Source organism: Streptomyces sp. NPDC006872, from assembly GCF_040635845.1.
GTDB lineage: Bacteria > Actinomycetota > Actinomycetes > Streptomycetales > Streptomycetaceae > Streptomyces.
In genome coordinates this window covers 109,460-122,916 of record NZ_JBEYIL010000021.1, presented here as the reverse complement: position 1 = coordinate 122,916, position 13,457 = coordinate 109,460, and the positions used below count along the sequence as shown (strand labels likewise).

At 68.4% G+C, this 13,457-nt stretch carries 10 protein-coding genes and 3 pseudogenes; 5 read left to right on the top strand and 8 right to left on the bottom strand.

The genetic code is table 11. From position 1 onward, the window contains the following. Positions 1-285: 285 nt before the first annotated feature. A pseudogene (locus ABZ725_RS43150) lies at positions 286-411 on the bottom strand (GNAT family N-acetyltransferase); the annotation flags it as partial. A 76-nt stretch (positions 412-487) separates the two neighbouring features. Between ABZ725_RS43150 and ABZ725_RS43145 the strand changes: the two are divergent. The 3 genes from ABZ725_RS43145 (at position 488) to ABZ725_RS43135 (ending at position 2,489) form a co-directional block, all read left to right on the top strand. Continuing rightward, positions 488-730, top strand: coding sequence for a hypothetical protein (locus tag ABZ725_RS43145; protein ID WP_358807833.1), 243 nt, complete (start codon positions 488-490; stop codon positions 728-730). A gap of 159 nt (positions 731-889) precedes the next feature. Further along, the gene (locus tag ABZ725_RS43140; protein WP_358807832.1) at positions 890-1,468 is read left to right on the top strand and encodes a transposase; all 579 of its coding nucleotides are present in this window, start codon (positions 890-892) and stop codon (positions 1,466-1,468) included. A gap of 532 nt (positions 1,469-2,000) precedes the next feature. Then, entirely contained in the window at positions 2,001-2,489 is a 489-nt protein-coding gene (locus ABZ725_RS43135; RefSeq protein WP_358807831.1) for a GNAT family N-acetyltransferase, read from the top strand. A gap of 127 nt (positions 2,490-2,616) precedes the next feature. On the opposite strand, the pseudogene ABZ725_RS43130 reads toward ABZ725_RS43135, so the two are convergent. The 3 genes and pseudogenes from ABZ725_RS43130 to ABZ725_RS43120 all read right to left on the bottom strand — a co-directional run. After that, positions 2,617-3,008: pseudogene (locus ABZ725_RS43130) on the bottom strand (hypothetical protein); the annotation flags it as partial. 489 nt (positions 3,009-3,497) lie between these two features. After that, positions 3,498-4,736, bottom strand: coding sequence for a hypothetical protein (locus ABZ725_RS43125; protein ID WP_358807830.1), 1,239 nt, complete (start codon positions 4,734-4,736; stop codon positions 3,498-3,500). Continuing rightward, on the bottom strand, positions 4,733-5,695 hold the full coding sequence (locus ABZ725_RS43120; protein WP_358807829.1) for a hypothetical protein: 963 nt from the start codon (positions 5,693-5,695) through the stop codon (positions 4,733-4,735). The genes ABZ725_RS43125 and ABZ725_RS43120 overlap by 4 nt, the downstream gene beginning before the upstream one ends. 569 nt (positions 5,696-6,264) lie before the next feature. Between ABZ725_RS43120 and ABZ725_RS43115 the strand changes: the two genes are divergently transcribed. Further along, entirely contained in the window at positions 6,265-6,906 is a 642-nt protein-coding gene (locus tag ABZ725_RS43115) for an SDR family oxidoreductase (RefSeq protein WP_358807900.1), read from the top strand. A 102-nt stretch (positions 6,907-7,008) separates the two neighbouring features. Here ABZ725_RS43115 and ABZ725_RS43110 read toward each other — a convergent pair whose 3' ends face one another. Then, positions 7,009-8,019, bottom strand: a complete 1,011-nt coding sequence (locus tag ABZ725_RS43110) for a TauD/TfdA family dioxygenase (protein WP_358807828.1) — start codon at positions 8,017-8,019, stop codon at positions 7,009-7,011. Positions 8,020-8,060: 41 nt separating this feature from the next. Next, positions 8,061-9,233 carry a hypothetical protein gene (locus ABZ725_RS43105; RefSeq protein WP_358807827.1) on the bottom strand — a complete coding sequence of 391 codons (1,173 nt, stop codon included), beginning with the start codon at positions 9,231-9,233 and terminating at the stop codon, positions 8,061-8,063. A 424-nt stretch (positions 9,234-9,657) separates the two neighbouring features. Between ABZ725_RS43105 and ABZ725_RS43100 the strand changes: the two genes are divergently transcribed. Beyond that, positions 9,658-9,801, top strand: a complete 144-nt coding sequence (locus ABZ725_RS43100) for a hypothetical protein (protein WP_358807826.1) — start codon at positions 9,658-9,660, stop codon at positions 9,799-9,801. Between the two features lie 255 nt (positions 9,802-10,056). Here the strand turns inward: ABZ725_RS43100 and ABZ725_RS43095 are convergent. Both ABZ725_RS43095 and ABZ725_RS43090 read right to left on the bottom strand, forming a co-directional pair. Then, positions 10,057-10,324: pseudogene (locus ABZ725_RS43095) on the bottom strand (metallophosphoesterase); the annotation flags it as partial. 894 nt (positions 10,325-11,218) lie between these two features. Further along, on the bottom strand, positions 11,219-13,231 hold the full coding sequence (locus ABZ725_RS43090; protein ID WP_358807825.1) for a PA14 domain-containing protein: 2,013 nt from the start codon (positions 13,229-13,231) through the stop codon (positions 11,219-11,221). Between the last annotated feature and the right edge of the window lie 226 nt (positions 13,232-13,457).

Genomic DNA, 13,457 nt, shown 5'->3' with positions numbered 1-13,457 from the left:
CTATGTCATGTCACCAAGCCGACATAGTGCAAGCCAGGGCAATGATCTCCAAGCGGAACATGCCGCAAGGCGCGAGGAGTTGTGGGTTGCGACCGCGGCGTCCTCGGCCTCGATCACCGCCCAGGCCCGGTGGCGGGCCGTGAACGCGCCCCCTCGTCGCGCTCGTCCGTGCCGGAGTCCGCTTCGAACGCGGCCATTTTGTCGAGCGACCCGAGACTTTCGCGGCCTGAGCAGCCTCACCTGGTCCGAAGAAAAACGGGTGGATCTCAGGCATCCCTGCGCCGTGTGCAGATGGCCATCAAGCGGGAAGGAGGGCGGCGCTGCGGGCAGGACTCTGTCGAAGTCGTACCGGCTCTTCTGTGCCACACGGCACGAGGCCAGATTGTCCACCTGATGCAGGAGTTCGAGCCTTGAGCACCACATCGCCGGCCCAACTGTCCGTAGGAACAAGCAGTCAACACGACAGCACCGTGTGCCCTGGGCAGCCATGACGCCTCCGGGTCCGGTGGAGGAGGAGACGGTGAAGGAAGAGACCGCCGAGCAGAACCGCTATTGGCGCGCGATGTGCGCCCTCCCCGCCGTGAGCCGGGAACCTGCCACCGCCGGGTACGCGGACTTCTGGGACGTCACCGAGAAGATCCTCAAAGAGCACAGACCGCTGATGGTCCCGAACCCTCTTGCCAGGGATGCGCCGAGCGCCGGCCGTGCGAGATGGCTGAGTCCGCCATGAAACAGGTCGGGGTGTGCTCGTGAGCGACCCCGAGCCGCCGCCGGTCCCACCGACCTGTCGTAGCCAGGACCGCCCTGCAGTTCACCTCGCCCTGGAGGGCAGAGCCGACCCCAAGCTGGTGGCGCTGGGTGCTCACTCGGTGTCGGTGTAGTCCAAGAAGTGGGCGACGGCCCGTTTGGGGCGCTGACCGGCCCGGTTCGCCCCGATCCCCGGGCCCGTGACCATCCCGGCTTCACGAAGGCGGACTTCACCCCGGACTGGGACGCCCGCACCCTCACCTGTCCGCGCGGCGTGACCAGCCGCCCCCGGAAACCCACACTCGGCGACGGACACGAGCGGCTGTCCGTCATGTTCCCCAGCGCTGCCTGCCGGGCCGGCGAAGACCGAGTGGAGTGCACGGGCAATGCCGACGGACGGGGCCGCCACATCATCCTCCTGCCTGAGCCCCCGCAGGAGATCCGGACCAGGGTCCGCCGCGAGCAGGACACTCGGGAGCGGCAGGAGCACTACGCGATCCGCGCCGGCTGCGAAGCGACCGTCTCCGAGACTGGCCACGCCCACGGACTCCGCCACTGCCGCTGCCACGGAAACGCGAAGACCCACGTCCAGCACATCCTCACCGCCGCCGGAACCAACATCATCCGACTCAGCGGATGCCATCCGCCCGGCACCACACCACCGCGTCAGCCCAGACCCGCTACCCGATTCCGGCAGCTATGCCAGGCCCTGACCACTTGAAGATCACCAACAGCAACAGTTCCGTGATGGTCACACTGCAGGTCGGTGGTCACGTTCTGTCGAGGCGCCTGGACCTCCGTGGCACGATGGTTGGGATCTTCCAGCCATGCATCAGGGCCAAGGCGATGCATCTCGCGTCACGGCGGTCGTATCGGGTGGCCTCGCAGATCTCGCTGATCGCTTCCTCCCATCTTCGCTGCTCGACGAGGTTGCGGGCCCGGTTCTGCACTGTGCGGGGGACCGGCAGTGCGAGGCCACGGATGATGTCTGGGTCCCAGTTCTGCTTTCGAGCATGCTGGATTCGCACCCGTGCTGCTATCGACCACGTCATCGCGTCCCCCGCCTACCCGTTGCCGGCTAACGCTACGGCCGAGTGAGGATACGCGTCCGTAGCAACCTTGAGGGAACCTTCCGGCAGTCGTCTCCTGACCTGGGAATTCACGGAACTGCCGACAGAGCCGTTTTCGCGAATCGCCATCAGAGCAGCCGACCCGCCGCAGGAAGGCACTCTCCGGTGCGAAATACTCTCCCGATGAGTTCACGCACTTCCCCGATCAGCCAGCCGATCACGATACGGAGGGCCGTCGCGCGGGATGCCAAACGGCTCACGCGGCTCGTGCGTGGCTCAGGCGCCTACGAGGGTAAGTACGCGGCCGCAGTGGCGGGCTACCGGGTCGGTCCTGATTACATCGAGGCCCACCGCGCCTTTGTGGCCGTCGGTGCCGACGAGCATGGAGGCCGGGTCATCGGGTTCTACTCGCTCGTCCTCGCGCCACCGGAGCTCGACCTGCTGTTCGTTGCCGACGAAGCGCAAGGACGGGGTATTGGACGGCTGCTCGTGGCGCACATGCAGTCCGAGGCCCGTGCCGCCGGGCTCGACTGTGTCAAGGTCGTCTCGCATGTTCCCGCCGAGGACTTCTACCACCGTGTGGGTGCGGTGCGGACCGGGACCGCGTTTGCGAACCCGCCCGCCGTGCCGTGGGACCGTCCCGAATTCGAGTTTCGTATTCCTTCGGAATGACGCGGTGTGCCGGTTGGCGGGGCACCGGCTTCGCCTGCATGGTGGCCGGCATGCAGGGACCGCTGGACGCCGCGCGCTCCGTGTGTGCCGTCGTCTCTGCCCTGGCGGGGTGATCGTGCCGGTGCGGGCCAGACCGCTGAACGCTGAGGTCGCGCGGCGGTGAGAGGCGGTCGTCGAGCAGGCTCCCGAGGAAGAGGTTGTAGTGGATGCCGGCCACGGTCGCCGTCGCACCGTCCACCACCGCGCTCCACTCGTGCAGGGCGGCCAGCGCCCGCGGATCTTGCGCCAGGTCCTCGGGGGAGAGGAGTTCCTCGTTCAGGGCCTTCAGCCGGTCGTAGGAGAGCTGCCACCTCTCTTCGGCACCGGCATTGCTGCGGTGACGGAACAGGTCGGTCGAGACCGCCTTGCGCCACATCGCGTGGACATCGGTGCCCTCGGGCCGTCGTCAAAGAGAGCGTCGGTGAGCCTGGCGCTGTCGAGATCCGGGTGAGAGCCGATCACGGGATGGGTGTTGATCATCATGCCCGGACCAACGATCCAGACCGGCGAGCGTGTGGGGTGCTGCATCCCCGCATCGATGACCGGCATCAGATTCCCTGCCAACTCTTGCGCACCCACGCTCGCGCCCCTGTGCGCGGTCGACATCGTCGAGGGCGGACGCGTGCCGCGCGTGGCCACCGCGGCCCCCAGCCATGCCCAACGAGACCTGCTCGCCTCTCACATCCCGGTCTACGACGCCGCCGTTGGCCGTGTCCTGGCCTGCGGCACGAGCGAGGGCGCCCGCCGCCCACCCACCGGGCCGGGCCCCTGGCGCGACCTCGCCCGTCACCGACTACCTGTGCGTTCCCCTCTTGGACCGCGGCCGCTGCGGACGGACGCTCAGCGCCCGGCGTACGCACAGACGTTGTGCACGACCGCGTACACCGAGGTGTCGCCGCATCAACGGCATCATTGAGGACAGGCTTGCCATCGGCCGACCGGAACGCACTTCCAGACATGAATGCGCGTTCACGCAGGAGAGATCAGCGTGCTGTGGTGGAAGCCAAGACGCGGATCGTGTCTCCAAGGGAGGCCGTCGACATACTGCTGCAGCTGCGGCATGCGCACCCGCTGCCGGACAGTGTTGGCCGGATAGTCGTAGACGGTGACGGTATTGAGTCCCCGGTTGGCGGTGAACAGCAGACTCTGGTCGGCGGAGAGCTGACAGGCGTACACCGAATCGAGCAGCGTTCCGCGCGAGACCCGCAGCGCTGCGAGGAAGTGCCTGCTGCTCGCGGCCGGCGAGCCGCGGGTGAAGGCGTCGGTCACCTGGTGCAGTGCCTGCCGGCCGGCGAGGAGCTGCTCGGGCAGGCCGGGGCGCTCGTCGATGATCCGGTGGGTGGAGAAATCGTCCAGGTCGATCATGACGATGGTGCCGCTGCCGCCGTTGCAGTAGATCAGTTCGCGATCGGAGACGCAGACGTCCGAGTTGATGTGCGCCGGGGTCTCACGCGGGGCCGTCCAGTGGCGCAGGACCTGTCCGTGTTCGGCGTCGATCTCGAAGACGTACTCCTTGAGGTAGGCCATGGCCCACTCGTGCCAGTCGTGTCCTTCCTGGGGGAGGACACGGAAGGAGAGGGCGTAGAAGCGGTCTTCGCGGGGATGAACGGCCACATGCCAGCAGGTGGCCGGCAAGTCGACGCGGTGGGCTGTGCCCGTGCGCAGGTCGAAGATGCCGACCTCGCGGGCCTCGCCGCGACCGGGGTGGTCCATGCCGCCGTAGACGAGGTATCGGCCGGAGGCCGTGGTCTTCATGGCGTGGGGCAGCTTCAGGCCGTGCGGGCCCAGGCGCTCGGGACGGCCGAGCTGGTCGATGTCGAACCGCCACAGGTGCTCGCCGATCGCACCGACGATCTCCCGGTTTCCCAGCCAGGCGATGTGCGTGGTGCCTTTGATGGACGAGTCGGTGGGCTCGATCCGCAGGGTGGACAGGCGGTTGGTCTCGGCGAGGGCCGTGGTGTCGTAGAAGAGCAGGTGCTGGCCGGTGTTGCCGAGGAACCCGAGCGAGCGGTCCGGGCTGACGCTGACGGCATGACCGCCGGCGATGCCGTCGTAGTACTCGATCTTGTACGCGTACCGGCCGGTGGCGGGGTCGTAGCGGAAGACGCAGACGCCTGCCCGGCCTTCCAGGCCGTTGAGGCCGTTGCCGTCGAGGGCGATGTGGAAGGCGTACGGGTACTCGTGCGGCTGGGTGGTGAGCGGGGTCAACGGGGCTGCCTCTCGGGCCTGAAGTGACGGAAGCCGGAACTGTCGGTGTACTCGGGCCGTGTCGGCCTCCACGGGGCCAACCCGGCCAACGGGTTCAACGGCTCGGCCACGCGGGCGACGGCGTCCCGGAGCGAGAAGTCGGCGCCGGCCGTCTCCGCGACCGGCCCTGTGCTGCCCTGCCCGTGTGTCGCGATGGTATTCAGGGTGGTGTGGAAGGACCTGCGGTAGGCGTCCTCCACCAGAGCGCGCCGGACCGCGGGCCACAGCGTGGGGGTGATGGCCCGCCACAACGGTGGGAGGGCGAACTGCTGATAGGCGCAGATGGTTACTCTGGTGCCGCCCGCGGTCCGGGCGAAGGACACCGAGCCGTCGTCCTGAAGCGCGGAGGCGTTCTCGCTGTGGACCTGCCGCCAGCGCAGCAGTTGCTCGTCCGGGCCGTAGTCGATGGTCTCCAGCTTGCAGACGTCGAGTACGTCGGCGCCGCACAGCGCGAGGTAGGCGGGCTGGGCCCGGTTGATGCTCCGCTCGAGCTGCCGAATCGGCCTTCCGGCCTCATCGCGGGCCTGGACATCCGTACAGCCTGCCAGATGGCCGCTGGTCAGACCGATGACCTTGCTGATGTCGAGGCGTGTGGTGAACTCGTCGAACGGCGTCGGCTCTTGCCTCTCGCAGCGGAACAGGACGGCTTCGTCCAGGTAGCGCCACCGCATCCCGTCGGCACTCGGCGGGACGGACGCGATCAGCCGGTCCAGCGGTTCCAGATGGCGGGCCACGGCCTCGAACTCCGCAGGCTCGAACGCCAGTGCATCGACGCCGAGCGGTGTCGGCGCGGTGCGGGTCGGGGCGTCATTCGGTCGGCTCCGAAGGGCGGACGCCAGCTCTGTCGCCAACTCCGCCGTCTGGTCGACGACCGTCAGTAACCTTCGCAGCGCCACTCCGGCCAGGGGGATGTCGGGCATGGTTCCGCACTACCCGGCACCATAACCTCCCATACCAGACACGCCCGTCGAGGCCGCCCATGGCCGATCGGCGAACTGTCGAGGTGGATCGGCGTACCTGCCGGCTCTCCGGGCTGGCGGCAGCGGCGCATGGATCGGGGCAGCGCAGTCGAGAAGAAGTCGGCACGCGCCGGCGATGGCGGGATCCGCCCACTTCTCGGATCCGGGGCGCTGCCTGCCTCCTCACCTGTGAACATTCATCACGAACACGTCAAGTGCACTGCCATCACACGGCGGAGGATTCATGACCCGTACGGCACCGTCACTCCCAGCCCTCCGCACTCAGGGACCTCTGCCCCGTAGAGGGATTTCAAAGGGTGGCTGTGCGGTGACCGGACTCCGCGTGCTCCAGATACCCGGGACCTGTGGTTGGAAAGACTACGTCGCACTCCAGGAGAGCCACTTCGCGGCCCAAGGGGCCGTGGTCCTGTGCATGGGGCTGTACCGCGACGAACCAGGGTTCGCCCCCCGGAGACCTCTCCCACCTGGTCGGTGTGGTGCCGGACATCGTGCACCTGCACCGGCCGGAAATGCTCGCCAGGTTGTTCGGCGACGCCGAGGCGATCGCCTTCCTGCGGGAGTTCGCCGCTGGTCGACGAGTTCCTCGACGGAGCCGAACGCGTGGAGCTCTTCCACGCTGCTGGACGGGTACCCCACCTCGCTCGGATCGCCGCCAACGACGTAGACGCCATCCGCGCGGCGATCGAGGACAACCTGGTGACCACCTACACGGTCCTGCGTACGGTCGCGGAAACCGTGGCAGCCCACTGCGCGCCGGGCGCCATGCTGGTCCTGGTTCGGTCGGCGGCACCGGGGCACACCGCTACAAGGCCGGCTACGACGAGGCCAAAGCCGCCACCGAAAGCCTCACCCGCAGTTTCGCCCTGGAGTACGGCCCGCTCCACATGTCGACGCAGGCCGCCATCGCGATCGGCCCCATCGACGACTCCTCGACCACCTCTGCCGACGGGGTACACCTCGACGCCCTCGTTCGCGACGTCGCCCTACCGCGCTACGCGACCCTCGCCGAGGTGGTTCACGCCGTCGCGGTGCTGGCGACACCGGTCTTCGACTTCGCGAACGGCGCGACCCACCTCTTCGACGGCGGCCTCGCTCAGCAACTCCGCTCCCACGCCATCGAACGACCCCCTGAGGACTTGGGAGTCCGCTGAGTCACAGGAGGATGCCAGCGTCCTCTCATGGCGGTCCTGTTGGCGTGTGCGGGCGGAGGGTCGTTCTCCTCGGCGACCCGGCGACGGTGAAGATATCGCTGATCAGCGGGCGAGAATGTGGCCGTCGTGAGGGCGGTGGTCGCGGGAGCGACGCAGGTCGGCGGTGACGTACGTGCGTTGCAGCCAGCGGTCTGCTCCATCGTATCGAGGGTGGAAGGCGGTGCGGCCGTGGACGGTGACGCGGTTGTCGATGACGACCAGGTCGCCGGGTGTCAGGCGCAGAGTGCGGGCGGTCGCCTCGCAGGCGCGGCCGAATTCGGTCAGCGCCGCTGCGGCCTGAGGGGTGAGCGGGCGTGTGACGAGTTGAGCCATACGTATGTCGGGGTCCTCGGCTGCTCCCCACAGCACCGGTCGGGGCTTGACGCCGGACTCGGTCGCGGCAGCGTCGGGGCTGAAGGAGGGTGGTGGTGTGGTGATGAACTCCGATGCGAACAGGGCCTGGCGGTTGGCTGGGGTGAGGAGCGGCAGTGTCTGGCGGATGCCGGCGATGCGCATGCCGGCGATCTGGTCGTGGTCGGCACGCAGGCACAGGAAGATCACATAGTCGGGTGGGTGGGGGTGGAAGCCGTTTTCGGTGTGGAAGGACAGCGGCGCCGATCCGGCGTTGCCGTGGAAGGTCTCCTGCCCGGGCACGGGCACGACGTCCTGCACGAGGGCGCCGGTTTTCTCCCCCAGGTAGGCGAGAGGCTCGCCGAGCCCGCAGGCCACCATGGTGAGCACCGCCGCCGAGATGGTGGCCTGGCGCTGGACCGAGCCGGGTACGGTCGGTGTTGTGGGCAGGGCCGCCTGATCGACGGGCAGGCCGCCGATCACCAAGGTGCCGTTCGGGCCGGAATGCCTTCGAAACCGGCGCACCTCGAGGCGCAGCCGTAGCGGAAGCTCCTCCCAGGCGTCCCGGGCCTGGGCCACCCACTCGGGGCTGTCGACCTGGTCGTGCCCGCGGGTGCACAGGGTGCGGGCCAGCTGCTCGCACGCGTCGGCATCGGCCGGATCCAGTTCCCGGTCTGTGGCGAGGACGGTGTTTTGGGCGGTGTCGGGCGTTGTCTCGGGCATGGGGGTCTCCTGCCTGGGGCGTGGGCGGCGGAAGCGCCGACTCACGAGTGGCGCAGGCCGGCCACGGCGTCGGCGATGTAGTGGTCCCCGAATCGGATCAGCGAGGCGTACTGGGCCGCACGGCGATGGCGCATGAGCCGTAGTTCGGCGACGGCGTTGTCGGGTCCTTCGCGTTTCTGAGCGATGGAACGACGCAGATGCACCATCGAGTACGCGAGGGTGACGTGCCGTTCTGCATCCACGATGTCGGCTTCCAGGAGAGCACCCCGTGCCTCGGCCAGCTCCGGGGCGCGGGCTGCCAAGTGCTCGTAGGAGTCGGGAACCACGGACAGCAGGTCCTTCATCGCCGCCCGGAACAGCTTGTATCCGCGATGTTGGCGCCCGCTCAACGGGACGTCCACCGACGGAGGCGCCATGGTGCGGCGTATCGCCGCCATGTAGTAGTCGGCGGGGATCGTACTGGCGTGAGCCATGGCTGCTGGGAAGCCACGCACATGCACCGTCGCAGCTGCCAGCCGCAGCAGTGCGGCATCGCCGTCGCCGAGCCGCAGCGAGCGGGTGGCGTCGGCCACGGCGACCGCGGCGCAAATGTTGAACAGGACATGGACCTGGTGACCGATGAGCCAGCGAGCACTCCACATACTCTCCAACGACGATCCCGCACCGGCCTCGGGGACGGCTACCGGCGGGACAGAATCAGGGTCTGTGCCCGGCGCTGCGCCGGTGAGATCGAGCACCGACTGCCGCATCCCGGTCACCTCCAGCGCCAGGTCGGAACCCGACAGCGGAGCATCACACAGATCTTCCAGACCGCGGTTGATGACCAGGACACCGTGCAGGGCAGCCTGTTGATCCGACAGCTCCCCCTCACGGACCCGGAAGAACGACTGACTGGTCGACTCCGCCGGCAGTCCCTCACCGACCAAGGCCGGAGCCAGATCCGACAGCGCGGCCGCCAACTCACCGGCGACCGTGGCTGCCTGCCGCAGCGCGAGGGTGCGCTCGACAGGTCTGGCGTGGGTCGACACCGCGGCCAGCACGCGCGCGGCCCGCTTCGCCTCAGCTTCGACCCGTGGGCCCAGCACCGGGACGGGCCGCCCGCCCCGGGGCTCTCGGAAGACAGCGACAGCAGGATGACCGGCAAACGGTGATAAGCCCATGGTTGAAGTATTTCGCCACGAAAACTCCACACGAAACCTGATCTGCAAGACCATTCCTGCGCGGTGCACCGGAGTTGGCTGGGAGAGGTCAGCGGCGGCGACCCCGGCATGCGCCGCGGGCTCCGTCCGGCCCAGCCCGTGAGCGCCGCGGCCACCGTGCGTCTGGTGCCTGGCATCCTTCCGGGGGCGGAACCCCTGATCTCGAATGTCCGTCAAAGCCGATCAAGCCCACAGGCGACCTGCACACCTACTGCGTCCACGCGGACATCGAGGGTGTCGTCGCCGACGTCACCCTCACCGGACAGGTCCCCTCCTGGCGGCCGGAGACCGGACACATCGTCTTCGGCGAAAAGAAGCAGAAGTACTTCGCCTGGCGCCCGCCATTCCCCAGGCCGCTTAGGCCCCCCTCACCATCGACGGCGAGACCGAGACCCGCACGGGTACCGGCTACCACGACCACAACTGGGGCGACGCCGACATGGCCGGCCTCATGTACCACTGGTACTGGGCACGGGCCGAGGCGGGCGACTACACCGTGATCGCCTCGTACATCACCGCTGCGAAGAAGTACGACTCAGCCGAGATCCCGATCTTCATGCTCGTTCAAGCGGCGGCCCGGTGAAGTTTGCCCAGTGCAGGTTGCCATGACCCGTCGTCCAGCCCGTGATCCGGATCGCCGGGATGCCCAGGAAGCGGGCGAAGTCCCTGTCAACCCACTGCTGGCGTACGGCCTGTCGCTCCGTGGCGACGGTCGCTGTGGCGGCGAGTGCGGCCCGCAGGTCCACCCACGAGGCGTCGGGGCCCGGTCCCGGGGCGTTCGGGGGTACCGTCCCCGGTACCGGGTGTGCATCCCTGCCGGTCAGCGACCGGTTGTGGCAACGATCGCCGCCCAGTCCTGCTGCCGCTGGCCGTGGCCGCGTACCATCGCGAGCGGCATAGCGATCAGACCGAGGACGAACAGGGCGGTGCCGCCCAGCGCCACGGGGAGTGGCCAATGCTGGCCGGTGTGCAGGAGCAGCCAGCAGGGCAGGGTCCACAGTAGGACGGGGCGATCAGGGGGATGTAGCGCATCAGGCGGTGCAGTCGGGTCCGCTGGGTCCCGTGCGCTGCACTGTCGGGGATCGGGTTTCGCTGGTGTCGGTCACGCTTCCCCTCCTTGAGCAGCCAGGCTGCCGTCGCGCGCACTGTATCCGGCCGTCCCGGGCCGGTCGGACGGACGGGGTGCTCATGGTGGGCAGCCCCGTGTGGCGAGGTGGCCTCCGAGTTCGCCCCCGCCTCACGCGGTTGGTGACTCTGCTCCTGACCGGGGCCGCGGCGGCTTCGAACGGTGAGGCGTAGAAGCTCCGGAGGCAGTGGAGAGTTACAGCCCATCGTCGTGGGCCGGGTGAGATCCACATGCCAGTGCCTGTATTGCTCAGTATTTCTGGTGGGGATGCTGTGACGGGCGGGAGGATGGGTGGGTGCTGTCCCCGGTCCGGGGTCTGACTCATGACACGCCTGACCGAAGTGTCCTGGTCTCACAGTGTCGGCCGTTGGCCGGGGATGGTGCGTTGTCGGTGCCGGGCCGGCGGGGCGTGTCCCGATAGGGGCCTGCCGATCAGTTGTGGCGTCCTCACGATTCTGACCGCCCGATGCGGCCCGGTACCGGCAACGTGACGCGCCATCGGACCGGAAGGGGGACGGGCATGTCCAGTTCGACCATGTCCAGTACGCCGCCTGCCCCGCAGACTTGTCGTCGACGCTCTGCGGGATACCGTGATCTGCTGAAGTAGGCCAGGAAGTGGCGAGCCGCGAGGCTGCCCGCGAGGTCTTCCACCTGGTCGGACAGTTACAGTCAGGGCCCCGCTCATAGGGGCTGTGAGGCCCCGCGGATGGCAATTGTCCTGGCTGATGGGATGCTCCCGCCCAGCATGGCCGTCTTGCACGTCGTGGACCGGGTCACCGAGGCGTGGGTGCCGGGGATGACGACCTGAAACAGCAGGGGCCGGGAGATCGGAGTGGTTCTCCCGGCCCTTTCGCCGTGCCGCCTCCCTTGCGGCTCAGGCGTCCGGCGGCAGCAGGATCGCCCAGTCGGCGCCCGGCGCGCTCTCGCTGCCGTCGGCGAGTACCGCGCTCACCCAGTAGAAATGGGTGGTGCCGGTGGCGGCCGTGCTGTCGCTGTACAAGGTGCCGTTGACGAGGGCGTCGCCAGACAAGCTCACATACTGGCCCGCGGTCCGGTCCCAACGGTAGACGCGGTAGCCGACGGCACCCTGGACCGTGTTCCAGGACAGGTCCACCTCGCCCGACTCTCCGAGGGAGTGAGTCAGGTCCACCGGGGAGCCTTCAGGCGTGGCGACCGGCGGGGTGAGGTCGAGTTCGGTGACGGCCCTGGCCACGGCCGTGCCGGTGCGTTTGAAGCTGGAGTTGTTGCTGGTGTCGACGGCATCGATCCAGTAGCAGTGCTCATCGCCGTCGGGAAGGGTTGCGTCGACGTAGTGCGTGGTGGTCGGGCCCAGGTAGTCCCACTCCCCTCCGGAACACACGGCGGTGCCGTCGTCGCTCTCGTGCACCGTGCCCCGGTAGACCACGTACCGCTTGAGGTCGGACTCGGTGTTGGCGTTCCAGCCAAGGGAGATGCCGTACTCGGTGGCCTTGGCGGTCAGCCCGCTGACGGCGGCGGGTGGGGTGGTGTCCTGGTCGGAGGCGAGCGTGGTGACGGTCGCAGTGGCGGAGGCGACGGACTTGCGGTCAGCGTTGTCGAACCCCTTGATCACGTAGTGGTACGTGGTGTTCGCGGCCGTCGCGCGGTCGGTACAGGTGTACTGCCTTTGGCCGTCGGCCAGGCTGGTCGAGGTGGCGGTGCATCGCACCGGCTCGGTGGAGGTGTCCACCGGCAGGGACTTGGACCGGTAGACGTTGAAGGCGTAGTAGTCGCCGTCCTGGTCTGGGTTGATCTTCCAGGTGAGGACGACCCGGGCGGCGTCGGGCGTCGCGGTGACGTCGTGCGGTGCCGCGACGGGGCGGATCGCCCTCACGACGGCGGGCTCGGAAGCACGGCCCGCTCCGTCGACGGCCTTCACCCAGTAGTACGACTCCATGGATCGTGGGGCCGTGGTGTCGGTGAAGCTCGTGCCCGGCGCGGACTTGACGAGGACGGGCGTTCCGTTCCGGTACCGCGTCACGCTGTAGTGCACCGCACCGGGTAAGGCGTTCCAGGTCAGCTTGACGCCCTCGTCCAGGCCCTGCGCGGCGAGGCCGGTCGGAGCGGTGACGGCGATGGTCACCACCTGCTGGTCGGCGCTGCCCGCGGAGACGTTGCCCGCCTTGTCGTGGGCCCGGACCGAGTAGAAGTACGTGCGGCCTGGAACGGGCGGGAGGCTGGAGGCGGTGGCACCGGTGGTCGTCGCGACGTGCTGCCAGGTGCTGCTGCCCTCCTCACGACGGTAGAGGCGGTAGCCGGCGAGGTCCATCTCCTTGTTCCGGGACCAGGACACCACAGCCGTGGCGGTGTCGTTGTCGAGTCTCGCGGCCACACCGGTCGGGGCGAGTGGCTTGACCTTGTCGACGGTGGCAGAGGTGCGGGGGGCGTAGGTGAACTTGACGTTGGCCGCGCCCGTCCAGGCGACGAAGTCGACCCGCAGGGTGTGCTTGCCGGCGGGGATCGTGACGTTGACCGATCTCTTCTGCGTGGAGGAGACGTTCTTCCACAGGTCGATCTTGCGGACGCCGTCGAGGTAGACACGGATGCCGTCCTGCGCCTCGGCGGCCAGCGTGAACGGGCCGCCGGAGCCGAAGTCGCGGGTGACGGTCCAGCGGACCGAGAAGTTGTCCCTGGGCAGGGCGACTCCGGCCGGGTCGCCGGTGCCGTAGTTCTCGCTGATCGCGCTGTCGCAGGCGGTCAGTTTCGGGGTGCCGCCGAAGCTGGTGTTGGCGTAGAACTGCGCCTTCCAGGTGGGGGAGGTGCACGTGACGGCGGCGGAGGCCGGGGTGGCGGTGGCCGTGATCAGACCGCCGGAGGTCGCGGCCACGACGGCGGCGGAGACGGATCTCAACCGGGTACGGGTTCTCACAGGCGGGAGACGCCTTTCGAGCATGTTCGAGGGGGCTCGAAGGTGACCGACAACGCCGGGGTTTGGTTGTACGGGTTCACCACGAGTTCTGCGGTGTCCGCCCGACGACCGGGCCGCTCAGCCACTGCTCAACCCATCCACTGACACTCCCGGTTGGAGCGCTCGCGGGGCGGCACGCAGTAGCAGGTATGGCAACACGTCTTGACCCATGGCGTTCCGCCCCAGC

Excerpts from the sequence above, each read along its gene's own strand:
- ABZ725_RS43145 (WP_358807833.1), top strand. The coding sequence starts at position 488 with ATGACGCCTCCGGGTCCGGTGGAGGAGGAGACGGTGAAGGAAGAGACC.
- ABZ725_RS43135 (WP_358807831.1), top strand. The coding sequence starts at position 2,001 with ATGAGTTCACGCACTTCCCCGATCAGCCAGCCGATCACGATACGGAGG.
- ABZ725_RS43120 (WP_358807829.1), bottom strand. The coding sequence starts at position 5,695 with ATGCCCGACATCCCCCTGGCCGGAGTGGCGCTGCGAAGGTTACTGACG.
- ABZ725_RS43115 (WP_358807900.1), top strand. The coding sequence starts at position 6,265 with ATGCTCGCCAGGTTGTTCGGCGACGCCGAGGCGATCGCCTTCCTGCGG.
- ABZ725_RS43110 (WP_358807828.1), bottom strand. The coding sequence starts at position 8,019 with ATGCCCGAGACAACGCCCGACACCGCCCAAAACACCGTCCTCGCCACA.
- ABZ725_RS43105 (WP_358807827.1), bottom strand. The coding sequence starts at position 9,233 with ATGGTCTTGCAGATCAGGTTTCGTGTGGAGTTTTCGTGGCGAAATACT.
- ABZ725_RS43100 (WP_358807826.1), top strand. The coding sequence starts at position 9,658 with ATGGCCGGCCTCATGTACCACTGGTACTGGGCACGGGCCGAGGCGGGC.